Below are 24,878 nucleotides of genomic sequence, written 5' to 3' on the forward strand. Positions count from 1 at the left end.
AAACTACAAAAATTGAAATTGCCGCCGGCTTCTACCCGCACAGGAACGATACTGGTTTTGCTTGTACTGGTGGGTATAGGTTTGCTGAATAATTTTGGGCCTCTTGTTGTTTGCCTGTTTATGGTGTTATTGTTTGGTGTATTCACAGTTGGAAACATATTCATTGTTGTATGCCATGCAAAAGGAGTCTGGGTTTTTTCCCTTCTCACCGGTGTAAGCCTTTTGCTAACAAAAGAGGGCAGAGCGCTTGCCCCAATCCTCATGGTCAAAATGTTTTCAATGTGGTTGTGGAGTGTAATCTGGATTAAATGGGTGGGATTTGAACGTATTTTGTCAACCTTAGAGAAAATGGGAATACCGGCAATTTTGTTAAATGTCATTGCATTTACCACGCGTTTTTTACCTATTATGGGGGAACGGATAAAAATGACGTTTGCCGCACAGTCTTCACGCGGTGCAAAAAAGGGGTTGCGTTCCCTGCAATTACGAAACCTTGCCGGGGGGATTGGCAGTGTGCTTTTGTCTAGTTTTGAGCAATCTGAAAATGTTGAACGTGCAATGCAATCACGCGGATTTTGCGGAACATATACTATCAGCACAGACAAAGACGAAGCGCCCTCGTATGTTGTTTTGTCTCTGATGTTTTTAATGGCTTTTTTAATTTGGACCGGAGTGATTTGCGATGTCCTGTGTGGTAAGTGTTTATAACGTTACGTTTCTTTATCCGAATGGTGTGCAGGCGATATCAGGATTATCATTTTCCGTTCACCAACATGAAAAGGTGGGTCTGATCGGGCCTAGTGGCGCTGGCAAAACAACCCTTTTTTGGCACTTAAACGGGCTTTTAAGACCACATTCGGGAGAAGTTCGTGTTTTGGACAAACCGCTTACCGGACTCAAAAATATTAATGAAGTTCGGAAGCATGTCGCCCTTACTTTTCAGCAGGTAAACGATCAGCTTTTTTGTTCTTCCGTCTGGGAGGAAATTGCATTTGGACCGAAAAATTTGTATTGGCCAAAGCAGCAGGTGGCAGACACGGTGGAAAAGTGGCTGGCGTATTTTGAATTAAATGATGTTCGGGAACGGCCGCCGCATCATTTATCGGGAGGGCAGAAGCGCAGGGTTGCACTGGCGGCAGCTATGGCGATGGAACCCGATTTGTTAATCCTCGATGAACCAGCAAACGACCTGGACCACCGTCATAGACGTAAATTAATAACCTATCTGAAAGGATTAAGAATTGCTCTTCTGGTGGCCTCACATGATTTACGCCTGATAGAGGAATTGACCGAACGGTGCATTCTTATGGATAAAGGCAGGATTGTTGCAGACAAAACTACCGTTGAGTTGGTACATAATGAAGGTATTTTAAAAAAGTACGGGATGGAGGCAATACCGATAAAAGAATAAATATTTTTTTAATTATGGTGGCACGATAGTAATAAGTGTGCTATTTAATTCCCTTTATTTTGTTAAAAGGAGTTCTTGTGATGAACAATCGTTTTTTTTACAGTTTTATTCTTATACTTTTTTTCTGTTGCGCAAGTAACGCTGGAAAAGTGTATGCCCATCATGGAGGCGTTTCTACCGCCTTTGGCCCTGGCGCACCTGTTGAAACTGCATCGCCTATGACTCTCGGGAAAGGGAAATTTTTGCTTTACGAAAAAATAGAATTTGCGTCTTTTGAACAAAAGAACCATGCTGACCCTGAAAACATTGAAAACTTTACCTTCTTTAACACATTAGCCGGCTATGGCATTACTGACTATTTATCCCTCTATCTTGTGATGCCTTATGCTATTAAAGAACAAGACTCCTTAGGCACATCGAAGGGGTTTGGTGATGCTGGATTTTTAGTACAATACGGTTTTAAGTACGGCGAGAGAAACGGGATTCGGGGTTTTTATAATAACGGCCCGGAAGATACTATTGGAGAAAGTTACACGACTAATGATCTGAAAATGTCGGTTTTAGGGGGTTTTACTGTTCAGACCGGTGATATTACAAACGAAGATAATAATGGCAACAGGTTTGACATGGGCATGCAGACAGGTTTTGCCGCGCCAACGTTTATGACAGGTTTCTCCGCATCAAAAATGCTTTTTCAGCACTTTACTCTTACCGGGGAGACATCATTTACCACCTTTACCCGTCATGATGACGGTAAACCTGGAAATGAGATCCGTTTCAATCTGGCCGGAGGGTATGAAATATTTGAAAATCCTCAGGGATTTTTCCAAAGGGTAGATATTATTACTGAATCAAACTTCCTCCATCTGACAAAAGATGAAGACGAACACCATCACGATGAAGATGACAGCGGGGGAACGATTCTGTATCTTTCACCTGGCTTTCGCGTTTCTCTTAAGAAAAATATCAGTATCGGAGGGCTTCTGAAATTTCCCGTATGGAAGGATTTGAACAGGGAATCGGAGCAACAGGGCGCTGAAGGACTTGAACACTATAGGGCAATTCTCACCGTGACATATTCTTTTTAAGGACGCCAACCCTGGCAGGGTTTTCTGGTCAATAATACCTTAAACCATTTATAGAGAAGGAGGAAAAATTATGCTAAAAACACGAATATGGAAAAAGCAGATGATTGCAATACTTTTTTGGGCTTGTTGTACATTTCTGTCTCATCAAAAATGCATATTTGCACATGAAGGCCATGACCACTGGAGTAATACCCCTATAACCATTAAAAGATCGACAGTAGTGCATTTGCAGTCGCTATTGGAATCATATGATCTTCTCTACAAAAAACTTATAGAGAAAGATATCCAAAATATTCCTGTATTGGCGCAAAATATTATGGATGCTGCGCAACAGGGTGTTCAAACTGAAAATAAAGGTGAGGGGCGTTATATGATGGAACATATTTTTCAGCATGCGATATCTCTTAAAGAATGTGAAACCCTGGAAAATGCAAAAGAATCTTTAGGGTTAATAAGCCGTGAACTGTTTCCGTTCTTTATTGCATGGCCAATGCAGCTTAAAGAAAACAAGTTAAGGCTTTATCATTGTAAAAATGATGAAAAATACTGGTTTCAGGCAGAAAATAGCGCTCCAAATTGCCCTTATGCTCACGATGAATTATCAACATGCATTATTATTGAGGAAGTAGCGTATAAATGAATTGAACGACCATCTTTGCTTTAGAAAAACATGACAGTCTTATGACACCGTGTGCCCATAATTGGTCACTGTTTATATCAAGCCTTGCAGGATAGATGCGACTTTGTGTCTTAAGAAAAAAAACCGATGCGTGACCATTTATAGTCTTTCTGCGTTCTCATGTACTAATTGCATCTTTTTTGTGCTGTAATCGTAACATATTTAACAGTAGTAGCTTGTGCTTTCTTTGGTTGTGGTGGTCGTGTTGTTTTTTTCGAAATGGCGCACTTCTTGCTAAGTGTTGTTACATACAAAGTGTTTTGTTGTGTATTATTTTGCGCAGAATTTTTTACGGAAGGGGGGTGAATGTACGGACGCATTTAAGTGTAAAAGCAGAAATTTTCGTGAGTTAGGATTGAGCAGATGTTATGAATTTTGAAGGAGGTAAGCGAAGAATTATGATACGAAAGGGAATGATAGGAGCGGTGATGCTTGGAGCTGCGGTAGCGATAAGTGGCGGAGTAGCGACTGCGGGGTATATACAGGGTACGCATGTAAAGACGGATTTACCCGGGCCGTTTCACATAACGATGTCGCCGGATGGTAGTACGTTATTTATATCGAATCAATCTGGGCACAGTGTAACGTTTGTGGATGCAAGGACGCAGAAGGTAACGGGTGAGGTCGCTGTGAGGGTACAGCCTGAGGCTTCAGCGGTTACGCCTGACGGGGCATTTTTGTATGTATGTAATGCAGAGAGCGACAGTGTATCGGTAGTGGACATACAGAGGAAGCAGGAGATCAAGGAGATAAAGGTAGGTGACTGGCCGAGCGGGATCAAGATTTCGCCTGATGGCAAGACTGCCTATGTTGCATGTTCCGGTTGCATGTGGAACGCGATTGATGTAATTGATACGGGGAGGATGGAGAAGGTAAGGTCGATATATACTTCAGATTACGGTCCCAGGATGGTGGAGATATCTCCTGATGGGAAGACCCTTGTTGCGATACTTGACACGGTAGGATCGATCAACCGGAGCGTTGATTTTATTGACATTGCCAGTGGCAGGGTAGTAGAGAACAGGGTAATCCATGAGAGTTCCAACCTGAGGGATGTTGTATATACGCCGGATGGTAAATACATAGCTGTAACCCACCAGACGCCGAAGAACTGGTTGCCGGTATGTGAAGCGGAGAATGGTCAGGTATTTACGAACAACGTAACAATCATAGAGACCAAGGCCGGTGGTAAGGTAGCGAGATTACCGTTGGACGATCTCAACAATTACGATGGCAATCCGTATGGTATGGCGATGGACCCTAAGGGCAAGTATTTGTACATTGGGGTAAGAGGGATGCATCGTGTAACGATACTGGATATGGATAAGGTATTGGGTCTGGTGAGGAGCAGCACGCAGGAGGAGCTTGATTATCTGAGGGACGACCTTGGGTTGGTAAGAGATTATCTTGTTGCCAGGGTTCCTACGGGTCTGGGGCCAAGTTCGGTATGTTTATCACCTGACGGCAAATTTTGTTATGCGGCCAACTATTTTTCCAACAATGTAACCGTGATAAGGACTGCGGTTGATTAAGGATTGTATGGAGTGTGAGAGTTATTTATTTTTGGAAAACAAATGGCAAGAGAAATGAGATTAGGAGGAAAAGAAAGAATGAAGACAGGAGTAGTGAAAATAGGATTAGTTGCGGCCCTGGGGGTAGTGGGGCTGATATCGGCGGGCGGCGTATATGCCGGTCAGCCGCGGGTAATTTCCACGATCCAGACGGGAGCTACGTGGGAACCGCTGGGAAGGGAAGAACCTTTGACGGTGCCGGAAGTGCATTTTCGTGTAAAGCATTCACCTTTTAAGAGTGAGCTGGTAAGATACGGGCAGTTCCAGTTTAACGATGCAGCGTGGAGTTTGCAGGGATCATACTCATGCGCCAGTTGTCATTATGAGAGAGGCCAGACAACCGGTTTGATTTGGGATTTGGGAGATGAAGGATGGGGTAGCTGGAAGAACACGAAGTATATTCGTGGCGGCCGATATCTTCCTCCGTTCAGGCATGAGGGGTTCACTGGTCATCCTGATGAAATAGTAGGGGCAACCAGTTCACTTGACAGGGTATGTGGAAGGGATCCTGGATTTGTGTTCAGGAGTGAGAATTTTTCTCCGATGAGATTAGAGGCGCTCATTTGTTACATCAGGGCGTTGGAATTTACCGGGAGTCCATTCAGGAATGCGGATGGGAGTTTAACCGAAGCCCAGAAGAGGGGTCAGAAGATATTTGAGGATCCGAAGGTAGGATGTCTTGAGTGTCATCCTGGCGATCCGATGGATCCGAGGGCATTGTTCAGTGATGCACAGACGCATGATGTAGGAACCGGCAGGGTAGGTGTAAATGGTTTCAGGTCAACACCTGGGAAGGTATTTAACATATCGGCGTTAGAGGCAGGTGAGGATCCATATGGTGTTGAGAGCAACACGCCGATCATTGGATTGGATCTTGTGAAGGAATTTGATACGCCGACATTGAGAGACATCTATGCATCAGGCACCTATTTCCATGATGGTGGTGCAAGGACATTGATGGACACCATAAACAACACGGTAAATGATAAGGACATGCATGGAAGGACGTCTCATTTAAAGCAGCAGGAGCTCCAGGATTTGGTGGAGTACCTGAAGGCGTTATAAGAGAGAAGTGTATGAATGTGTAGTATAAGCGATAAAAATTTAAGGACAATAAGTGAAAGGAGAAGGCCAATAGATGGGTAAAAGGTGTTAAACACGGGGGCATATCCATGGCAACTACGGGAAAGGGGATTTTGTAAATATGGCCTTTTCTAATCAAGCCCGGATTTCTGCACTATGCTTGCATAGCGGCAAACATGGATACAATGAGAACGGGTTTCCTTCTGCCATTGCAAAAAAACATCCCGGAATATTCGTGATATTATTTTTTTTGTGCTATGCAATAGCACGAGTATATTATACGTACTACTGGTAACCGGAGGAGACATTTTTGCATATTAGCGACGGAGTACTTTCTCCCTACATTGTCATTACCGGATGGGCTGTTGCAGCCCCTTCGTTAGCGATGTCGGTAAAAAGCCTGAAACCTGACAAAGTCGGTGCATACGGAGTAATTGCCGCTGTTTTTTTTGCAGGTTCGACAATCCACATACCCCTTGGACCTTTCAGCATGCATCTTGTCCTCAATGGTATTGCAGGACTTTTACTGGGATGGAGCGCTGTAACCGTAATAACGGTAGGCCTTTTGCTGCAGGCTTTGTTCCTTGGTTTTGGAGGATTGACTGTGTTGGGGGTAAATATTGCTGTTATGGCGTTGCCTGGCGCGATTATCGGCATGCTTGGACGCCATTGGATGAAACAGTTTTCAGCGAAAAAACGGCCATGGATAGGATCGTTCGCGGGTGGCGGTGCTGTATGTATTTCGTCCGTTTTACTCTTTGTTGCGCTTTCTACAACCCATGCGGCGCTGGCGCCCCTTGCCAAACTGGTTTTTTGGGGACATGTTCCTGTCATACTTGTTGAAGGCGTTATCAGTTATTGGCTGGTACACTTTTTGCAAAAAGCAAAACCTTCGTTATTAGGAATTTTACATTGAAAGCTTTCTTATTCGTTTTTTTTTGTATCTTTTTTTCGGTGCCTTTAGCGGTATATGCACACGGACTTTCTCTTTTTTCTAAGGAGAAAACATTGTATGCATCTTACAGCGATCATACACCTGCCTCAGGAGCAAAGGTTGTTCTTGTGGATGCAAATGGCGTAATAATTCTTCAGGATAAAATGGATGAAAAGGGGATATGGAAGTTGCCGGAGAATTTGGAAACAATACCTCACTTAATCATTGTAGATGATTCCGGAGGTCATCGTGCAATGATAACATGGGAGGAATTTCTTAAAGAACGCCCAAAGGGGTTGTTAGACATTTTAAGTATCCGCGTGGTAATTGGAGTCATGTTCATTATCGGCGGCGGTTATGCCATACAACGGTTTTTATTAAAAAAAAAGACATAATGCCATTTTGCAAACTACAAAAATTGAAATTGCCGCCGGCTTCTACCCGCACAGGAACGATACTGGTTTTGCTTGTACTGGTGGGTATAGGTTTGCTGAATAATTTTGGGCCTCTTGTTGTTTGCCTGTTTATGGTGTTATTGTTTGGTGTATTCACAGTTGGAAACATATTCATTGTTGTATGCCATGCAAAAGGAGTCTGGGTTTTTTTCCCTTCTCACCGGTGTAAGCCTTTTGCTAACAAAAGAGGGCAGAGCGCTTGCCCCAATCCTCATGGTCAAAATGTTTTCAATGTGGTTGTGGAGTGTAATCTGGATTAAATGGGTGGGATTTGAACGTATTTTGTCAACCTTAGAGAAAATGGGAATACCGGCAATTTTGTTAAATGTCATTGCATTTACCACGCGTTTTTTACCTATTATGGGGGAACGGATAAAAATGACGTTTGCCGCACAGTCTTCACGCGGTGCAAAAAAGGGGTTGCGTTCCCTGCAATTACGAAACCTTGCCGGGGGGATTGGCAGTGTGCTTTTGTCTAGTTTTGAGCAATCTGAAAATGTTGAACGTGCAATGCAATCACGCGGATTTTGCGGAACATATACTATCAGCACAGACAAAGACGAAGCGCCCTCGTATGTTGTTTTGTCTCTGATGTTTTTAATGGCTTTTTTAATTTGGACCGGAGTGATTTGCGATGTCCTGTGTGGTAAGTGTTTATAACGTTACGTTTCTTTATCCGAATGGTGTGCAGGCGATATCAGGATTATCATTTTCCGTTCACCAACATGAAAAGGTGGGTCTGATCGGGCCTAGTGGCGCTGGCAAAACAACCCTTTTTTGGCACTTAAACGGGCTTTTAAGACCACATTCGGGAGAAGTTCGTGTTTTGGACAAACCGCTTACCGGACTCAAAAATATTAATGAAGTTCGGAAGCATGTCGCCCTTACTTTTCAGCAGGTAAACGATCAGCTTTTTTGTTCTTCCGTCTGGGAGGAAATTGCATTTGGACCGAAAAATTTGTATTGGCCAAAGCAGCAGGTGGCAGACACGGTGGAAAAGTGGCTGGCGTATTTTGAATTAAATGATGTTCGGGAACGGCCGCCGCATCATTTATCGGGAGGGCAGAAGCGCAGGGTTGCACTGGCGGCAGCTATGGCGATGGAACCCGATTTGTTAATCCTCGATGAACCCGCAAACGACCTGGACCACCGTCATAGACGTAAATTAATAACCTATCTGAAAGGATTAAGAATTGCTCTTCTGGTGGCCTCACATGATTTACGCCTGATAGAGGAATTGACCGAACGGTGCATTCTTATGGATAAAGGCAGGATTGTTGCAGACAAAACTACCGTTGAGTTGGTACATAATGAAGGTATTTTAAAAAAGTACGGGATGGAGGCAATACCGATAAAAGAATAAATATTTTTTTAATTATGGTGGCACGATAGTAATAAGTGTGCTATTTAATTCCCTTTATTTTGTTAAAAGGAGTTCTTGTGATGAACAATCGTTTTTTTTACAGTTTTATTCTTATACTTTTTTTCTGTTGCGCAAGTAACGCTGGAAAAGTGTATGCCCATCATGGAGGCGTTTCTACCGCCTTTGGCCCTGGCGCACCTGTTGAAACTGCATCGCCTATGACTCTCGGGAAAGGGAAATTTTTGCTTTACGAAAAAATAGAATTTGCGTCTTTTGAACAAAAGAACCATGCTGACCCTGAAAACATTGAAAACTTTACCTTCTTTAACACATTAGCCGGCTATGGCATTACTGACTATTTATCCCTCTATCTTGTGATGCCTTATGCTATTAAAGAACAAGACTCCTTAGGCACATCGAAGGGGTTTGGTGATGCTGGATTTTTAGTACAATACGGTTTTAAGTACGGCGAGAGAAACGGGATTCGGGGTTTTTATAATAACGGCCCGGAAGATACTATTGGAGAAAGTTACACGACTAATGATCTGAAAATGTCGGTTTTAGGGGGTTTTACTGTTCAGACCGGTGATATTACAAACGAAGATAATAATGGCAACAGGTTTGACATGGGCATGCAGACAGGTTTTGCCGCGCCAACGTTTATGACAGGTTTCTCCGCATCAAAAATGCTTTTTCAGCACTTTACTCTTACCGGGGAGACATCATTTACCACCTTTACCCGTCATGATGACGGTAAACCTGGAAATGAGATCCGTTTCAATCTGGCCGGAGGGTATGAAATATTTGAAAATCCTCAGGGATTTTTCCAAAGGGTAGATATTATTACTGAATCAAACTTCCTCCATCTGACAAAAGATGAAGACGAACACCATCACGATGAAGATGACAGCGGGGGAACGATTCTGTATCTTTCACCTGGCTTTCGCGTTTCTCTTAAGAAAAATATCAGTATCGGAGGGCTTCTGAAATTTCCCGTATGGAAGGATTTGAACAGGGAATCGGAGCAACAGGGCGCTGAAGGACTTGAACACTATAGGGCAATTCTCACCGTGACATATTCTTTTTAAGGACGCCAACCCTGGCAGGGTTTTCTGGTCAATAATACCTTAAACCATTTATAGAGAAGGAGGAAAAATTATGCTAAAAACACGAATATGGAAAAAGCAGATGATTGCAATACTTTTTTGGGCTTGTTGTACATTTCTGTCTCATCAAAAATGCATATTTGCACATGAAGGCCATGACCACTGGAGTAATACCCCTATAACCATTAAAAGATCGACAGTAGTGCATTTGCAGTCGCTATTGGAATCATATGATCTTCTCTACAAAAAACTTATAGAGAAAGATATCCAAAATATTCCTGTATTGGCGCAAAATATTATGGATGCTGCGCAACAGGGTGTTCAAACTGAAAATAAAGGTGAGGGGCGTTATATGATGGAACATATTTTTCAGCATGCGATATCTCTTAAAGAATGTGAAACCCTGGAAAATGCAAAAGAATCTTTAGGGTTAATAAGCCGTGAACTGTTTCCGTTCTTTATTGCATGGCCAATGCAGCTTAAAGAAAACAAGTTAAGGCTTTATCATTGTAAAAATGATGAAAAATACTGGTTTCAGGCAGAAAATAGCGCTCCAAATTGCCCTTATGCTCACGATGAATTATCAACATGCATTATTATTGAGGAAGTAGCGTATAAATGAATTGAACGACCATCTTTGCTTTAGAAAAACATGACAGTCTTATGACACCGTGTGCCCATAATTGGTCACTGTTTATATCAAGCCTTGCAGGATAGATGCGACTTTGTGTCTTAAGAAAAAAAACCGATGCGTGACCATTTATAGTCTTTCTGCGTTCTCATGTACTAATTGCATCTTTTTTGTGCTGTAATCGTAACATATTTAACAGTAGTAGCTTGTGCTTTCTTTGGTTGTGGTGGTCGTGTTGTTTTTTTCGAAATGGCGCACTTCTTGCTAAGTGTTGTTACATACAAAGTGTTTTGTTGTGTATTATTTTGCGCAGAATTTTTTACGGAAGGGGGGTGAATGTACGGACGCATTTAAGTGTAAAAGCAGAAATTTTCGTGAGTTAGGATTGAGCAGATGTTATGAATTTTGAAGGAGGTAAGCGAAGAATTATGATACGAAAGGGAATGATAGGAGCGGTGATGCTTGGAGCTGCGGTAGCGATAAGTGGCGGAGTAGCGACTGCGGGGTATATACAGGGTACGCATGTAAAGACGGATTTACCCGGGCCGTTTCACATAACGATGTCGCCGGATGGTAGTACGTTATTTATATCGAATCAATCTGGGCACAGTGTAACGTTTGTGGATGCAAGGACGCAGAAGGTAACGGGTGAGGTCGCTGTGAGGGTACAGCCTGAGGCTTCAGCGGTTACGCCTGACGGGGCATTTTTGTATGTATGTAATGCAGAGAGCGACAGTGTATCGGTAGTGGACATACAGAGGAAGCAGGAGATCAAGGAGATAAAGGTAGGTGACTGGCCGAGCGGGATCAAGATTTCGCCTGATGGCAAGACTGCCTATGTTGCATGTTCCGGTTGCATGTGGAACGCGATTGATGTAATTGATACGGGGAGGATGGAGAAGGTAAGGTCGATATATACTTCAGATTACGGTCCCAGGATGGTGGAGATATCTCCTGATGGGAAGACCCTTGTTGCGATACTTGACACGGTAGGATCGATCAACCGGAGCGTTGATTTTATTGACATTGCCAGTGGCAGGGTAGTAGAGAACAGGGTAATCCATGAGAGTTCCAACCTGAGGGATGTTGTATATACGCCGGATGGTAAATACATAGCTGTAACCCACCAGACGCCGAAGAACTGGTTGCCGGTATGTGAAGCGGAGAATGGTCAGGTATTTACGAACAACGTAACAATCATAGAGACCAAGGCCGGTGGTAAGGTAGCGAGATTACCGTTGGACGATCTCAACAATTACGATGGCAATCCGTATGGTATGGCGATGGACCCTAAGGGCAAGTATTTGTACATTGGGGTAAGAGGGATGCATCGTGTAACGATACTGGATATGGATAAGGTATTGGGTCTGGTGAGGAGCAGCACGCAGGAGGAGCTTGATTATCTGAGGGACGACCTTGGGTTGGTAAGAGATTATCTTGTTGCCAGGGTTCCTACGGGTCTGGGGCCAAGTTCGGTATGTTTATCACCTGACGGCAAATTTTGTTATGCGGCCAACTATTTTTCCAACAATGTAACCGTGATAAGGACTGCGGTTGATTAAGGATTGTATGGAGTGTGAGAGTTATTTATTTTTGGAAAACAAATGGCAAGAGAAATGAGATTAGGAGGAAAAGAAAGAATGAAGACAGGAGTAGTGAAAATAGGATTAGTTGCGGCCCTGGGGGTAGTGGGGCTGATATCGGCGGGCGGCGTATATGCCGGTCAGCCGCGGGTAATTTCCACGATCCAGACGGGAGCTACGTGGGAACCGCTGGGAAGGGAAGAACCTTTGACGGTGCCGGAAGTGCATTTTCGTGTAAAGCATTCACCTTTTAAGAGTGAGCTGGTAAGATACGGGCAGTTCCAGTTTAACGATGCAGCGTGGAGTTTGCAGGGATCATACTCATGCGCCAGTTGTCATTATGAGAGAGGCCAGACAACCGGTTTGATTTGGGATTTGGGAGATGAAGGATGGGGTAGCTGGAAGAACACGAAGTATATTCGTGGCGGCCGATATCTTCCTCCGTTCAGGCATGAGGGGTTCACTGGTCATCCTGATGAAATAGTAGGGGCAACCAGTTCACTTGACAGGGTATGTGGAAGGGATCCTGGATTTGTGTTCAGGAGTGAGAATTTTTCTCCGATGAGATTAGAGGCGCTCATTTGTTACATCAGGGCGTTGGAATTTACCGGGAGTCCATTCAGGAATGCGGATGGGAGTTTAACCGAAGCCCAGAAGAGGGGTCAGAAGATATTTGAGGATCCGAAGGTAGGATGTCTTGAGTGTCATCCTGGCGATCCGATGGATCCGAGGGCATTGTTCAGTGATGCACAGACGCATGATGTAGGAACCGGCAGGGTAGGTGTAAATGGTTTCAGGTCAACACCTGGGAAGGTATTTAACATATCGGCGTTAGAGGCAGGTGAGGATCCATATGGTGTTGAGAGCAACACGCCGATCATTGGATTGGATCTTGTGAAGGAATTTGATACGCCGACATTGAGAGACATCTATGCATCAGGCACCTATTTCCATGATGGTGGTGCAAGGACATTGATGGACACCATAAACAACACGGTAAATGATAAGGACATGCATGGAAGGACGTCTCATTTAAAGCAGCAGGAGCTCCAGGATTTGGTGGAGTACCTGAAGGCGTTATAAGAGAGAAGTGTATGAATGTGTAGTATAAGCGATAAAAATTTAAGGACAATAAGTGAAAGGAGAAGGCCAATAGATGGGTAAGAGGAAATTAGGAGTGATAGCATCGGCGTTTGTAGCGGGTGCGTTGGTCTGTGGGAGTACCCTTGTGAATGCTGAGCCTGTAATGACAGGCGGCCCGGTGCAGGGGAAGGCCTTATGGACTGATTATAGTGGGATGTCAAAAGAGGTGCAGGGTCCTGTGAGTCAGATATTGTTTACGCAGTCGCCGAGGACAGCCAAAGGGGATCCGTACCAGAACTATCCGCACTATATACCGGAAGGAAGCCGGATAGTGTTATTTGATTTAAACACAAAGGAATTGAAGGTATTGACCAATGATTTTGCAACAGCCTTTGATCCATGCACCTATTGGGACGGCAAGAAATTTGCGTTTGCCGGGGTACACAAGAAAGGCGGCGGGTGCCAGATATGGGAAATGAACATAGATGGCAGTGGTTTAAGGCAGATGACTGATCTTAAGGGAACCTGCCGTTCACCGATTTATTATGCAGCGGGAAGTATTGAAGAAGGCGAAGGCCGTATCATATGGCGTGACCGGTATTTTGAAGGGGACTGGAAAGAGCATGGCATGGTAGAGAAGACGGGCATGATAATATTTTCAGGTTCACCGGAAGGCGTAATGGATGAGTTCCACAATCCATATGCGTATAATCTTTACCGTTTGGATACGCAGGGCGGTAAGATCATACAGAGAATCACCGGACACGTGCTATCTGGCATAGAGTTTCCGCACCTCAATACCACGATAGACCAGATCACCTACAATTTAAGTTCCAACTTTGATCCATGGTTAACTCCTGACGGAAACATCCTTTTCTCAAGCGTGCAGGCAAATGGCAGCAGGGCTGGCGGAGAAGGCAGGGTGATGATTTGTGTGGACAACTGGGATGGTGCGTATCCAAGGCCTATCTATGGAAACTGTGATGGGGAAATCGGTGGCACCAGCGGAAGGTCTCAGGCGAAGATCACCTTTGGAGACAGGAAGATTGTCTATGTTGAGTCTCCGTACATGAATTGGGGCGTAGGTCAGTTGGCAGCGGTGAGCTGGGATGCTCCGTTCAACAAGACGTATGAGAAGTTGACAGGAAAAGATGGTGGATTGTACAGGAGTCCATATCCGCTTCCGGACGACAGGATGTTGGTATCCTATGCAGAAAGAGGGGATTTTGGCATATACTGGTTTAATTTTAGCAAATGTGCTGCAGGGGACAAGGTATATGATGATCCTAACTGGAATGATCACCAGCCTGCGCCGGTTTATGTGAAGTACAAGCCAAGGTGGATTAACACCTTTACCGCCGGTAAGAACTTTGGTGTAACGGTCGTAACGTATCAGCCGTTTGATCAGGTGAAGGTGGAAGGATATCCGCATTCATGGGGAACATGGATATGCTTTGATACGACATTGTCGGATCAGCCTGTAGGTCCTTATCCGCATCAGAAGGCAAAAAACGTAAGCCATGGAGATATCAAGGCAGTAAGAATCATCCAGGGATATCAGTGTGTAGAACCGGATTCAACCCGTTTCAGGGTAGGAGCTGGAGCACATCTTCTTGGTGGAGAGAGATCAAGCAGCAATTCAGGTACAGCATTTCAGCAGAGGGGTATCATCGGGTATCAATATGTAGAGAGCGATGGTTCAACAGTTACATCCCAGCTTTCAGATGTTCCTTATTACATGCAGATATTGGATGATAAGGGTATGTCTGTACAGACTGCTTTAACCTGGGCATATTTGAGGCCATATCATGGCAGGATTTGTAGTGGATGTCACTATGGATCATATCGTGGAAGGGCGTTCAAGAACATCCATGCAAAGGCGTTGTACAACTGGTGGTATGATGACAGAAGCCACTATGATTCACCATTTGCGTTCAGGTATTTGAAGTTTGACAACGATGGGAATTACAAGGGCGTAAAACATGGAGAGGATGTAGTAGTACCATCTGACATTTACTATGGTGGTCCATCCGGAACGACATCACAGCCGGTGGAAGGATTGACGCTGGATAAGCAGAGGACGGTGGATTTCCGCAGGGACATTCAGCCGATACTTGATGCGAAGTGTGCGATGTGTCATGATTCGAACAATCCTCCGAACCTTGGTGGCGGATTGGAATTGGTAAGTGTAGATGGTATAGCAGCATACAGTCGTGCATACAACAGCTTGCTTGAGCCGCAGAGGGGGAAAGACCCGAACATTGGCGGAAAATATGTTAATCCGTCAGCAGCGATCAACAGTTTGTTGGTATGGAGGTTGTATGAAGCTGAGTTAAGCGCGAATGCTCCCAGGGAGAAGATATTCCCGATAGAGGGTCGTTTATTGCACAATAAATTCCTTACTCAGGATGAGAGATATGCGATAGTAGAGTGGATAGACCTGGGTGCGCAGTGGGATAACATTCCGGGACCAGATTTTTATCCTGGATATCTTGTAAAATAAGAGAGGTTATTAACAGCATTTTATATAGTTGTGGTAAGTAGTAAGAGGTAAAACAAGCGAAGAGCCGGGGAAAAGTGGCAAAACCACGTCCCGGCTCTTTGTGCTTCCAGAGAGATTTGCATGTTTACCGAATAAGCATGAAGCACAAAATATGATATGTTATGACGGTTTCTTTTTCCTCACCTGATTGGCAAAATTGATGCATTTAATACCTTTTGGCCTCCATGCCGGAGAAATGACGCCTTTATGGTGGTAACGATTCATCAGCGTGCCAGATGTGATACTGAATTCCCCATAACGGTTGTTTATCTCGTCCATAACACGCACAACTTTTTGCTTTGTCCTTTCTGCCGGGAAAAGGGGTATTTGTGTATAATCCTTGTGCAGGTTGCTTAAGCATACTCCTAGTAACCGTATCGGATGGCAAGGTCTGGTAGCATTCAATATATCACAGGCAACGAGATAAATATTTAATCCGTCATTTATTGGCGTTCCAATGGTTTTACTTTTGGTAAGGGTGCTGAAATCCGAATAGCGGATGGTGAGGGTTACCGTTCTGCCGGAATACCCCCCTTTACGCATTCTCCGGCCAACCATTTCTGACAATTGAAGAATCATTCTTTCAATGGTTTCCTTATCGAGGATGTCTTTTTCAAGGGTCATGCTGTGGCCTACCGATTTTGCGTCAGATTCTTTTTCTGACGGTATTACGGGACTATCATCAATCCCCTGCGCTATAAGTACCAAGCGTTCGCCGATAATGCCGAATGTGTGTTTTAACTGCGTTACCTGTGCCCGCCCGAGTTCTCCGCATGTGGTGATTCCAATAGCGGCCAGGTGTTTTGCCAGTTTTGGACCGATTCCCCAGAGTTCCTGTACCGGCAAGTTTTCCAGCAATGAACGGATGTCTTTTTCTTCTATAATAAAAAGTCCGTCGGGTTTTTTCATATCGCTGCCAAGTTTTGCCAGGAGTTTGTTTGGGGCAATGCCGATGGAGCAGGTCAATCTTCCAAGGTGTTTGTGGATATCCTGTTTTATTTTCTTTGCAATATGCTCTATGCTATTAAAAAGAGGAATAGAACCGGCAATATCAAGGAATACCTCGTCGACAGAATATACTTCAATAGCGGGGGTGTAGCGCGAATAGCTGGTAGGCTGGAGGCCATTAGCCTCCAACCCCCACTCGTCGCCAGATACTTTGGACAACGTGACAAAGCATCCTTTTTAAACCATACGTCTTTCTCGTAGTCAGCGACCCCGAAGTGTTGCTCTATAACAGAGAAAAGTCAAACATCATGCTTTAGCACACGCCTTAAGAAATTCTCTTTCGAATGAGAGTAACCCCATTTTAAAGAATCGGTGAACAGGGAAACGCTTGTTGTCTGTTCTCCATTTTCTTGAGAACTTGAAACATCTCAGTCTCATGCGTACCCAACAGTCTAATGAGCGATATACCTTTTGTACATTGCCCAGCCGAAAATAGTTGACATGCCCACGAATTACGGGGTTTAATGTATCAACGATGGCTTGCAGATTGACGCCCTGTGTACGTCTGGTGATGTCTCTGATGTTGTTCCTTCGGCAGGCTCAGGACAGGCTCTTGAGTTTGTTCAGTGATTTCGTGCTTATACCCTTATACTTGCCCTTGGAATCGTATCCGAGAAACCTGAAACCTCTTTCGAAGTTGGCGAGCTTGGTTTTATCCTCGCTCAGCTTCATTCCAAGTTTCCCTGCAATGATTTCTTTGACATAGCTGAGGGCGGCTGGGAGTTCATCTTTTGTTTTAGTCATGACAACGAAATCATCGGCGTATCGGACAAACTTATATCCAGCCTTTTCAAGTTCCTTGTCGATGATGTCACCGATAAGGTTTGCAAGCAAAGGGGAAATGACGCCTCCTTGCGGAGTGCCTTTGTTTGTCTCGTGCACGATGCCGTCCTCCATGACCCCTGCTTTGAGCATGTTCTCAATACTGTTCAAAACCCATCCATCAGCGATTTTCTCACGTAAGGAGTCCATAATAAGCTTATGGGGTATGGTGTCATAGAATGCCATTATATCGGCATCAAGGACGCTGGTATACCCTTCCTGCTTATACTGTTCAAGCCGTTTGATAGCATCGTGACAGCATCTGTCAGGGCGAAATCCAAAGCTGTTATCTGAGAATCCTTTCTCAAATATTGGCTCTATGATTTGCCTGAACGCCTGCTGTACAATCCTGTCCTTAACAATGGGAATGCCAAGAGGTCTCTTGTCATGCCTGCCTTTGGGGATGTATACCCGCAGGACAGGCGCAGGGTTGTATATGGCAGTCTTGAGTTCCTGATGGATACTCATGATATTCACATCAAGATTGGACTCAAATTGCTTAATACTTACCCTGTCAAGACCAGCTTTGCCTTTATTCTTCTTTACGTGTTTGAAAGCAGCATAAAGGTTTTTCAGACTAAACACCTTGTCTCTTAATGAATGATACTTAAGCATCTCTCGATATATTCCTTTCGATTGATTACGGATAATAGACTTGTCAATCGTGTTTCCTGGGTACGGATTCTCCCAAACATAGGCAAAACAAGAGAGGCTCTTGTTACTGCTTACCTACGCAAAAGAGTTTCTTTTCTCATTGAACGTATTCAATCTACCACTTTCATCAATTCCACTACGGTTATGCCCCTTTCATTTCCGATTCACACCGGAAACTATTATGAGCAATGCTGACGACTTCAAAGATAGACTTGTGAGAGAAGCTTGTCTATCACCATCTCATACAGCTCGGACTTCGGAATTTCCTTATACCTTGCTGTTAGGGAATTTTGCCCAAGGCGTAAGTCCTCCCCCGGTCATATGGATTACCCCTTTTCCCTTCGTGATGTATGTTCAAACGCATTAACCAGAGATGGTTTTACTTAATCTGTTTATCCATCTCCAACAAAGGACATTGTCAGTGCTTCGCTGAGAAATGGCAGTTGGCACGGAATAACACGCCACACTCATACACCCCAAAAGGTCGTCTGTACCTCGTAACTCCGTCATACCCCTCACGGGTATATGCTATCTTTCTACGCATACGGATTGCTCCATTGTGTGCGCATAGGCACAAACTTCTCTACGAGGATTAGGCTCGCAGAGGTGGTATTTTCAACCACTCAGGTATTCCATACTTCAAGGCACACATATCTCTACAAGCCTGCGACAGGTATCTGTATAGCGGCCGGTATTACCTTCCACCAATATAATATGAGGACACAGCCGCTTCGCCTCATATTTAGTCATACCCGTTTTGACGCCGTATTCCCGTGCTTCATAAGAAGACGTGGTAACGACCGTTCTTTCATTGGAACCGACCACCGCAATGGGTTTTCCCCGCAAGGATGGGTTTATCTGCTGCTCAACGGAGGCAAAGAAGGCATCCATGTCGATATGCATAATGGTTCTTTGTGAGCCATTGACTTGTGAGGGTTTCACCTGAAAATACTCATGGAAACCCTTATGGCAACGCTTTCGTACCTTATCAGCAATTTCTTTGCATTTTTAAACAAAATATTTAATCGTGAAATCCAAAACAAATCCAAAACATCCAACAATGCGAAGCACGAAATACGAAAAATACGCTCGTTTAGCATTTCAAATTATTTTGTCATTACGCTCTCGCATTTAAGTGCTCCCATACCGTTGTTTCATGTATGCGTAATGCCTGTGCTATTTGCTTTAGGGTCCAGCCTTCGCTAGTCAATAATACAGCCTTTATCCGATCATATATTCTACTGCCTTTTTAGATTTTGTGCTGTTCTTCTGGCTTTTGCATCTGATCTTCGGTTAGGGTTGTTTTTATAGGTCGGTGGTTTAACATAATAAAGGAGATATCAACTTTGAATTTTCAATCCGTTTGAGTATATACGTTTAAAAAACTCTTTTAACAGTATTTTGTTAAAAATTAAGCAGCGATTTTTTTCTTAAATCGAGCGGATTTAATTTTAAAATATTCTTGTGAGAGTTTTTCGTTCTTTGATAAAGCGTTTGTTGATGAGAATTCAAGCAGGGAATTGATTGCTTTTTTGAATTCATTAAAGGTAGAAGGTTTTGTTTCCATGATTTTATCCAAATAAGCATTTTGTTTTATCCAATAAACGAACGTCCATGAGATCAGACAAATATTCCAATACCGCTCAATCTTGTTAATGTGCCTTACCTGAGAATGATCAAAATAAAAAGTATCCTTCAATTCCTTGAAACAGTGTTCAATGCTCCAACGCAACAGATAGTTTGTGATAACCGTTTTCATAGAGGCATCGAGTTGGTTGGTGATAAGGATATGATGTTTTTTGTCATCTTCCCTGTTCCATTTTCCCAAAATTATCATAAACTTCAAATGGACATTCATTGCAACCATTCAGTTCGGCGTCAAACGTGTAGGTTTTATCGGAAACTTCGCTTCCATCCGAGAATTTTAAAGTAACATGCCTGATTTTGTCGGCATAATGTTTTTTGATGAGGGTCACGAGCTCATCGGGTTTGACACGACAATGTTTTTGTTTTTCCGGATGGTACATGAAGATATTTCTGTCTCGAAAGTAAGACTACAAAAAATAGCTTAAGTACATATACTACAACACGATCTGGTTATAAAACCATTTTCATTGTTTCTGGGTGTTGCTAATGCAACATGATGATTGTTTGCTTTTATTTCTGAAAAAAAGTATTTCTTTTTTGCGTGAATATGTTCGAGATACCGTTGAGATGCATACCATGAATCGAAGGCAATGGCTGAAAAATCAAAGACGTTCGAAGCAGTATCAAATATCCATTGCTATTTGTATTTTGTCTTTAAATTTGGGGTCATTTTTTCCTTACCCGAACTCGTCGGCAGGAAGGTAGGGGATAACATCCAGAGGAAAATGTTTTATTTTTGAGACAAATGCGGCGCCAACAACAACATTGCGGTTTTCCGGCCTTTTAAGCGAACCGCAATATTGCCATTTGGCGGCTTCTGTGTTTTTAGCATAGGGCTTTGGACACCCAGTATCATCTATGGTAAGGATGCTGTCTTTTGTCAATGCCTTGGTTCTTTGTTTTTAGATAATGTCCATTCTTTTCTGCTTTAATGCGGGTAAATCCCATTTGGATTCAGAAAAGAAGTATTGAAATTTCTGGTAATCCGTATGAACGTCTTGTGCCATGGCCCTCCAGTGAATTTATTTTATAGTCTTTAAACATTACTTAGGCGACAAGGAGAAACATTGCAAATTGTTTTTTAGTAAAACACGATGCAAAATGTTCAAGAAATTTATTTAATAACGATGCTTTGATAAACTCAGCAACCATATGTTTGTTATGAAAATACTCAAATCCTTTCCCTTATCATTACGAACAAGCACACTCTTTAAAACATACTCACTTTTTACTACTTTAAGATGTTGGTCGACATCTGCATAGTCCTTGTCTCTTCTTGTACTCTTTGCACATTTAGCCATCAACGGATTGTTTGCAACCACATGGGTATTCTTCATCCTTTCGCTAATCCAGGTTGTGACCAGTTCTGACTGCTTATGCCCAATGTCGTCGAGGTTTCTAATTAACACATGCCTGAATATCCGACTACATCCCTGGATAGGTCACAATCCTTTGCAGAACAAACGGTAATTACGGAAATACAATGAGTAAGAAAATGAGCCGATTTTTAATCGAGAGATACATTTTCTCTCCGTAATTTAACGAAATTGGACATCCATGTTCATGAAATATCAGACATCTCCTATGCTTATCATACATCCTTCACCACCAATGTGCCGGATAATCTCTCTTCATCGCCTTATTAAAGATAACCGCTATCACCACCATGGTAAACACTCCCAGAACGGTGGGATTCAGGATAAAAAGATACCCGACACCCAACCCCCCCGATTGAATAGCTACATATGCCGTTGCGCCTGCCGGGGGGTGTACCGAGTACGTCACAAACATAAGAACAACAGCAAGGGCAACGCCAAGCGCAAGCGACCACCACGTCACGCCAAATAAATCATAGATAATCACCCCGATACTTGCGCCAAGAAAATGCCCCATCAGAACATTCCTTGGCTGTGCCAGGGGCGACTTATACGCACAATAAAGCAATGGTGCGGTAGATCCTAAAGACCCTAATAACATCGGACAATTCCATGTAAAGGCCAGTATCGCCGTTACCCCTATCCCAAGAATCGTTCCCCAGAGAGAAAGCCACGTCTCTCTTGTGGTGAGCACGGGTTGCGGCGCTCTGGGTAACTTTTTTACATACACACAAAATTTATTTATTCCATTCATTACCAGCATTTTTTTATCCCCTCCTCTGTATAAGCCCTTTTAAAACCTCTTATTAAACAAGCAGAAAAACTCTCTTTATCTGCTACAAAATCGTTTTTTACCTCAAGTGCAACATCGATAACTTTTTTAACCTCTGTGTTTTTTCTTTTCTTGAACATCTGATAAAACTCTTCACTTCTTCCTCATCTCCAGTCGCAAGATTCACAAAAAACAATCTATGAAGTACAGAAGAGGAATTATCACCCACATCGGTTTTTCACTATCTTTGTCTTGAGGCGATTTACAAAGACAAACCAGCTTTTTGCTTTGTAACCTTATTAAATCAAGCAAGGTATAAATTTTACTTTCTGGTTCGTTGTAATAACGAAAGATATACCAATGTCGTAATGAGGAGGAAAAATACCATTTATATTTCACATAAGTGGTATTTAATCAACGTTTTATTAAAACGATTATATTTTCATCTTCTTAATAATCTGCGTCTTATCGGTTCACGAAAACATTCCATTATGCAATAGTGGTTTCAGTATGAAATTAATTATTTGCCGATAGTGTCCGAGATTTAGTGTTGTTATTTGATTCTGTATTTTAAAATCTTCCTACACAGTGTCGTTGTGGATATTCCAGGCACCTGCGAAACCTTTGTTTGAATTACCACCGTATTTGTTCATGGCCTCAATAATGGCATTTTTTTCCTGTTCAGCAAGGGTAGTAACAATAAATGTTTTCCTTCTCTCATCATCTTACGGATTTCTGGAAAGTGCGACAAATTCTTCCACGGTAACTGGAAGCGGAAGTTCATCAATATTCATTATCTCGCTTTTAGACAATGCAACTGCTATTTCTATCATATTCTGCAGTTCCCTGATGTTGCCTGGCCAGTCGTAATTCATAAATGCGTACATCGCCTCTTCGGAGAACACTCTTTTAACCTTTTTAAATTTTTCTAAAATTTTCTCTAAAAAATACTCCACTAAAAACGGAATATCTTCCCTTTGCTCCCTCAAAGGAAGAATATGAACACGTATTACATTAGATCCGAGAAAACAGATCTTTTCTAAATATTATTTTGTTAAAAATTAAGCGGCGTTTTTTTTATTAAAGCGAGCGGATTTAATTTTAAAATATTCTTGTGAGAGTTCTTCGTTCTTTGATAAAGCGTTTGTTGATGAGAATTCAAGCGGGGAATTGATTGTTTTTGAATTCATTAAAGGTAGAAGGTTTTGTTTCCATGATTTTATCCAGATAAGCGTTTTTACAGAGGTATCGAGTTGATTGGTGATAAGGACATGATATTTTTATGACAGATGCAGATATAATGCCGGATGAAAAGAATGGCGTCTTAAGGATAACGATTCATAACATGACAAACCCAGGGAACAACAGATATGTTCAGCAATTATGCGATGTACTTAATAGTTCCGAAACATTATTCCCAGGCACAAATCCGCGCCTTGTATATAATCTGGTATCAAATCAAATTCCACCAGATCGGGGGTTCTGAGATTATGCTGAATAGTTACCTAAAATCATCATAATCACCGTCTTTTTGTTATATGATTCCTGCCTTCAGACTAATTAAAAAATGACTTGAACATAAAAATGCTTTGTGGTAGAATCCCTTAGATTTTTGTGTATTTTAAGGTGGTTCACTTGTAGTGAAAACACCATCCTTTTTAACAAGCACCGCAAATTCCACATTGTCATCTATCGTCTTAGCGGTTATCGTTATGGGTTATAGGTCTTTTTTACACGCTGCAAATCCCACGCAATAATTAATATTATTGTAATTTAGATGTTAATTGTTTTATATAAAAGCAGCAGATTTCATTAAACAAAATTTAGGAGGTATCTATGGCGCGGTTGAAGCAGTTGATAGAGTTTATTAAGCGAAGAAAAAAGCTGGTAGGCTTCTTCTCCATAATTGTTCTCGTTGTTTTTTTCGTCACGTTAAATAAAGTATACCACTATTCGGAGACAAACGAGTTTTGTGCAAGCTGCCATGAAATGGATATCCATTACGAATCTTTTATGGCGTCGAAACATAATAATGAACATGTTGAACATTGTCACGCATGTCATGTGGGGCCTGGGCTGAAAGGTTACGCACACGCAAAGTTAAGCGATGGAACGCATGACTCCTTAATGCATTCATTTCAAGCCTTTTCCGACGGTTCACTCATTGAGGTTGCCGAAGACAGCATAGAGATAATAAATGGTAATTGCGAACGTTGCCACGCGGAAGGTTTTACAAAAGACAAGACGCATATCGAGTTTGTTGCAAAGAGTAGCAAGCACAGTAAGGATGGAAGGGAACTAGAAAAATTAATGTGTACCGATTGTCATTTAGGCGTTGCGCATCCGCACATGCCAGGAGACCTTTACGAGCTTTATGCCGAAAAAAAGGTGAAGCCCTATGGCAAATATAAAGAAACGGATTGTTTTGCATGCCATAAGATAGCTACTCCCGATGTCATAAAGCAATGGACGGGAAGCCCTCATGCTGCAAAAGGGGTAACCTGTATTAGCTGTCACGGCGATGACCATGGATATATCACAAAGCGACACGGTCGTGTGTCAGCGAGCGCTTGTGGAGAATGTCACATGGCTCAATTTACAGAGTTCCAGGAAAGTTCTCACCTCCAGGGACGTACGGTGGCATTTGGTGGTACGTATGATGTGATTACTACAAGGCAGCTTAGTATGGAAGGTTGCAAAGAGTGTCATAAGCTGGGTTTAACATATGAAGACGACAGGGTTGGTGGAAGTTGCAATGCATGTCACGGAAGCCATAAATTTTCTACCGTCGAAGCGATGGCTTATGACGCGTGTGAAAAATGCCATATTGGCGGACCGGAACATTCCCAGTTAAATTCAAGCGAAAATTCCGTTTTTGGAAGGGTGCAAAAGATGCGTAGTCAGGGATTAATCTCTGACGATCTGGTGAAATGCCAAGCATGTCACGGACCTAATAAATCCCATAATTTCAATAAAATATCAATCCCTCAGGAAATCGATGTGCTACTTTTCGGGGGGCACGGGTTAGTAAAAGTACCGGAAAATCATTAATAGGTTTACATGTTAAATC

The 24,878-nt window shown here is 42.8% G+C and carries 28 protein-coding genes and 1 pseudogene; 17 read left to right on the forward strand and 12 right to left on the reverse strand.

Annotated elements, in window-relative coordinates:
- The first annotated feature begins 12 nt into the window (after window positions 1-12).
- The 15 genes from KSMBR1_RS13535 to hzsA all read left to right on the forward strand — a co-directional run bounded on the left by KSMBR1_RS13535 (window position 13) and on the right by hzsA (window position 15,490).
- Window positions 13-708 carry an energy-coupling factor transporter transmembrane component T family protein gene (locus tag KSMBR1_RS13535; RefSeq protein WP_157820608.1) on the forward strand — a complete coding sequence of 232 codons (696 nt, stop codon included), beginning with the start codon at window positions 13-15 and terminating at the stop codon, window positions 706-708.
- Window positions 683-1,411 (forward strand): energy-coupling factor ABC transporter ATP-binding protein, encoded by a 729-nt coding sequence (locus KSMBR1_RS13540; RefSeq protein WP_099325807.1) that lies wholly within the window; start codon window positions 683-685, stop codon window positions 1,409-1,411. The genes KSMBR1_RS13535 and KSMBR1_RS13540 overlap by 26 nt, the downstream gene beginning before the upstream one ends.
- Window positions 1,412-1,491: 80 nt before the next feature.
- Window positions 1,492-2,499, forward strand: a complete 1,008-nt coding sequence (locus tag KSMBR1_RS13545) for a hypothetical protein (protein WP_099325808.1) — start codon at window positions 1,492-1,494, stop codon at window positions 2,497-2,499.
- A 70-nt stretch (window positions 2,500-2,569) separates the two neighbouring features.
- Complete coding sequence (locus tag KSMBR1_RS13550; protein WP_099325809.1) at window positions 2,570-3,139, forward strand: hypothetical protein; 570 nt, start codon at window positions 2,570-2,572, stop codon at window positions 3,137-3,139.
- Between the two features lie 407 nt (window positions 3,140-3,546).
- Window positions 3,547-4,710: a hydrazine synthase subunit beta gene (gene hzsB, locus KSMBR1_RS13555; RefSeq protein ID WP_099325810.1), complete on the forward strand. Its 1,164-nt coding sequence runs from the start codon at window positions 3,547-3,549 to the stop codon at window positions 4,708-4,710.
- Window positions 4,711-4,752: 42 nt separating this feature from the next.
- Window positions 4,753-5,814, forward strand: coding sequence for a hydrazine synthase subunit gamma (gene hzsC / locus KSMBR1_RS13560; protein WP_478210066.1), 1,062 nt, complete (start codon window positions 4,753-4,755; stop codon window positions 5,812-5,814).
- 328 nt (window positions 5,815-6,142) lie between these two features.
- On the forward strand, window positions 6,143-6,748 hold the full coding sequence (gene cbiM, locus KSMBR1_RS13565) for a cobalt transporter CbiM (RefSeq protein WP_099325805.1): 606 nt from the start codon (window positions 6,143-6,145) through the stop codon (window positions 6,746-6,748).
- Between the two features lie 92 nt (window positions 6,749-6,840).
- Window positions 6,841-7,161 (forward strand): hypothetical protein, encoded by a 321-nt coding sequence (locus KSMBR1_RS13570; RefSeq protein ID WP_157820610.1) that lies wholly within the window; start codon window positions 6,841-6,843, stop codon window positions 7,159-7,161.
- Window positions 7,162-7,320: 159 nt separating this feature from the next.
- On the forward strand, window positions 7,321-7,881 hold the full coding sequence (locus KSMBR1_RS13575; protein ID WP_157820611.1) for an energy-coupling factor transporter transmembrane component T family protein: 561 nt from the start codon (window positions 7,321-7,323) through the stop codon (window positions 7,879-7,881).
- Window positions 7,856-8,584, forward strand: a complete 729-nt coding sequence (locus KSMBR1_RS13580; RefSeq protein WP_099325807.1) for an energy-coupling factor ABC transporter ATP-binding protein — start codon at window positions 7,856-7,858, stop codon at window positions 8,582-8,584. The genes KSMBR1_RS13575 and KSMBR1_RS13580 overlap by 26 nt, the downstream gene beginning before the upstream one ends.
- A gap of 80 nt (window positions 8,585-8,664) precedes the next feature.
- Window positions 8,665-9,672, forward strand: a complete 1,008-nt coding sequence (locus tag KSMBR1_RS13585; RefSeq protein ID WP_099325808.1) for a hypothetical protein — start codon at window positions 8,665-8,667, stop codon at window positions 9,670-9,672.
- A gap of 70 nt (window positions 9,673-9,742) precedes the next feature.
- Window positions 9,743-10,312 carry a hypothetical protein gene (locus tag KSMBR1_RS13590; RefSeq protein ID WP_099325809.1) on the forward strand — a complete coding sequence of 190 codons (570 nt, stop codon included), beginning with the start codon at window positions 9,743-9,745 and terminating at the stop codon, window positions 10,310-10,312.
- Window positions 10,313-10,719: 407 nt separating this feature from the next.
- Window positions 10,720-11,883: a hydrazine synthase subunit beta gene (hzsB, locus tag KSMBR1_RS13595; RefSeq protein ID WP_099325810.1), complete on the forward strand. Its 1,164-nt coding sequence runs from the start codon at window positions 10,720-10,722 to the stop codon at window positions 11,881-11,883.
- A gap of 42 nt (window positions 11,884-11,925) precedes the next feature.
- On the forward strand, window positions 11,926-12,987 hold the full coding sequence (hzsC, locus tag KSMBR1_RS13600; protein ID WP_478210066.1) for a hydrazine synthase subunit gamma: 1,062 nt from the start codon (window positions 11,926-11,928) through the stop codon (window positions 12,985-12,987).
- A gap of 73 nt (window positions 12,988-13,060) precedes the next feature.
- Entirely contained in the window at window positions 13,061-15,490 is a 2,430-nt protein-coding gene (hzsA, locus tag KSMBR1_RS13605; protein WP_099325812.1) for a hydrazine synthase subunit alpha, read from the forward strand.
- Window positions 15,491-15,649: 159 nt separating this feature from the next.
- Here hzsA and KSMBR1_RS13610 read toward each other — a convergent pair whose 3' ends face one another.
- From KSMBR1_RS13610 to KSMBR1_RS23890, 12 genes and pseudogenes are all read right to left on the reverse strand, one after another.
- A complete protein-coding gene (locus KSMBR1_RS13610) occupies window positions 15,650-16,696 on the reverse strand; it encodes a DNA polymerase Y family protein (RefSeq protein ID WP_099325813.1) in 1,047 nt (348 codons plus the stop codon).
- Between the two features lie 87 nt (window positions 16,697-16,783).
- On the reverse strand, window positions 16,784-17,059 hold the full coding sequence (locus KSMBR1_RS23540) for a group II intron maturase-specific domain-containing protein (RefSeq protein WP_099323535.1): 276 nt from the start codon (window positions 17,057-17,059) through the stop codon (window positions 16,784-16,786).
- Between the two features lie 18 nt (window positions 17,060-17,077).
- Window positions 17,078-17,974: a group II intron reverse transcriptase/maturase gene (gene ltrA / locus KSMBR1_RS13620; RefSeq protein ID WP_099325814.1), complete on the reverse strand. Its 897-nt coding sequence runs from the start codon at window positions 17,972-17,974 to the stop codon at window positions 17,078-17,080.
- 678 nt (window positions 17,975-18,652) lie between these two features.
- On the reverse strand, window positions 18,653-18,955 hold the full coding sequence (locus KSMBR1_RS13625; protein ID WP_197705204.1) for a DNA polymerase Y family protein: 303 nt from the start codon (window positions 18,953-18,955) through the stop codon (window positions 18,653-18,655).
- A 190-nt stretch (window positions 18,956-19,145) separates the two neighbouring features.
- A pseudogene (locus KSMBR1_RS22490) lies at window positions 19,146-19,322 on the reverse strand (helix-turn-helix domain-containing protein); the annotation flags it as partial.
- A 102-nt stretch (window positions 19,323-19,424) separates the two neighbouring features.
- Window positions 19,425-19,850, reverse strand: coding sequence for a transposase (locus tag KSMBR1_RS13635; protein WP_157820612.1), 426 nt, complete (start codon window positions 19,848-19,850; stop codon window positions 19,425-19,427).
- Window positions 19,816-20,040 carry a hypothetical protein gene (locus KSMBR1_RS21640; RefSeq protein ID WP_164994617.1) on the reverse strand — a complete coding sequence of 75 codons (225 nt, stop codon included), beginning with the start codon at window positions 20,038-20,040 and terminating at the stop codon, window positions 19,816-19,818. The genes KSMBR1_RS13635 and KSMBR1_RS21640 overlap by 35 nt, the downstream gene beginning before the upstream one ends.
- 297 nt (window positions 20,041-20,337) lie before the next feature.
- Window positions 20,338-20,544: a transposase gene (locus tag KSMBR1_RS13640; protein ID WP_099325817.1), complete on the reverse strand. Its 207-nt coding sequence runs from the start codon at window positions 20,542-20,544 to the stop codon at window positions 20,338-20,340.
- Window positions 20,545-20,778: 234 nt separating this feature from the next.
- Window positions 20,779-21,069: a hypothetical protein gene (locus tag KSMBR1_RS13645; RefSeq protein WP_157820613.1), complete on the reverse strand. Its 291-nt coding sequence runs from the start codon at window positions 21,067-21,069 to the stop codon at window positions 20,779-20,781.
- A 193-nt stretch (window positions 21,070-21,262) separates the two neighbouring features.
- On the reverse strand, window positions 21,263-21,799 hold the full coding sequence (locus KSMBR1_RS13650; RefSeq protein ID WP_099325819.1) for an HPP family protein: 537 nt from the start codon (window positions 21,797-21,799) through the stop codon (window positions 21,263-21,265).
- The gene (locus KSMBR1_RS21135) at window positions 21,790-21,948 is read right to left on the reverse strand and encodes a hypothetical protein (RefSeq protein WP_157820614.1); all 159 of its coding nucleotides are present in this window, start codon (window positions 21,946-21,948) and stop codon (window positions 21,790-21,792) included. The genes KSMBR1_RS13650 and KSMBR1_RS21135 overlap by 10 nt, the downstream gene beginning before the upstream one ends.
- 585 nt (window positions 21,949-22,533) lie before the next feature.
- Window positions 22,534-22,764 carry an AAA-type ATPase lid domain-containing protein gene (locus tag KSMBR1_RS23890; RefSeq protein ID WP_099325820.1) on the reverse strand — a complete coding sequence of 77 codons (231 nt, stop codon included), beginning with the start codon at window positions 22,762-22,764 and terminating at the stop codon, window positions 22,534-22,536.
- Window positions 22,765-23,090: 326 nt separating this feature from the next.
- On the opposite strand from KSMBR1_RS23890, the gene KSMBR1_RS21645 reads away from it, so the two are divergent.
- A complete protein-coding gene (locus KSMBR1_RS21645; protein ID WP_099325821.1) occupies window positions 23,091-23,294 on the forward strand; it encodes a putative transposase in 204 nt (67 codons plus the stop codon).
- A gap of 350 nt (window positions 23,295-23,644) precedes the next feature.
- The gene (locus KSMBR1_RS13665) at window positions 23,645-24,859 is read left to right on the forward strand and encodes a NapC/NirT family cytochrome c (RefSeq protein WP_099325822.1); all 1,215 of its coding nucleotides are present in this window, start codon (window positions 23,645-23,647) and stop codon (window positions 24,857-24,859) included.
- The last annotated feature ends 19 nt before the right edge of the window (window positions 24,860-24,878 follow it).

This window comes from Candidatus Kuenenia stuttgartiensis (genome assembly GCF_900232105.1).
Classification (GTDB): Bacteria; Planctomycetota; Brocadiia; order Brocadiales; family Brocadiaceae; genus Kuenenia; species Kuenenia stuttgartiensis_A.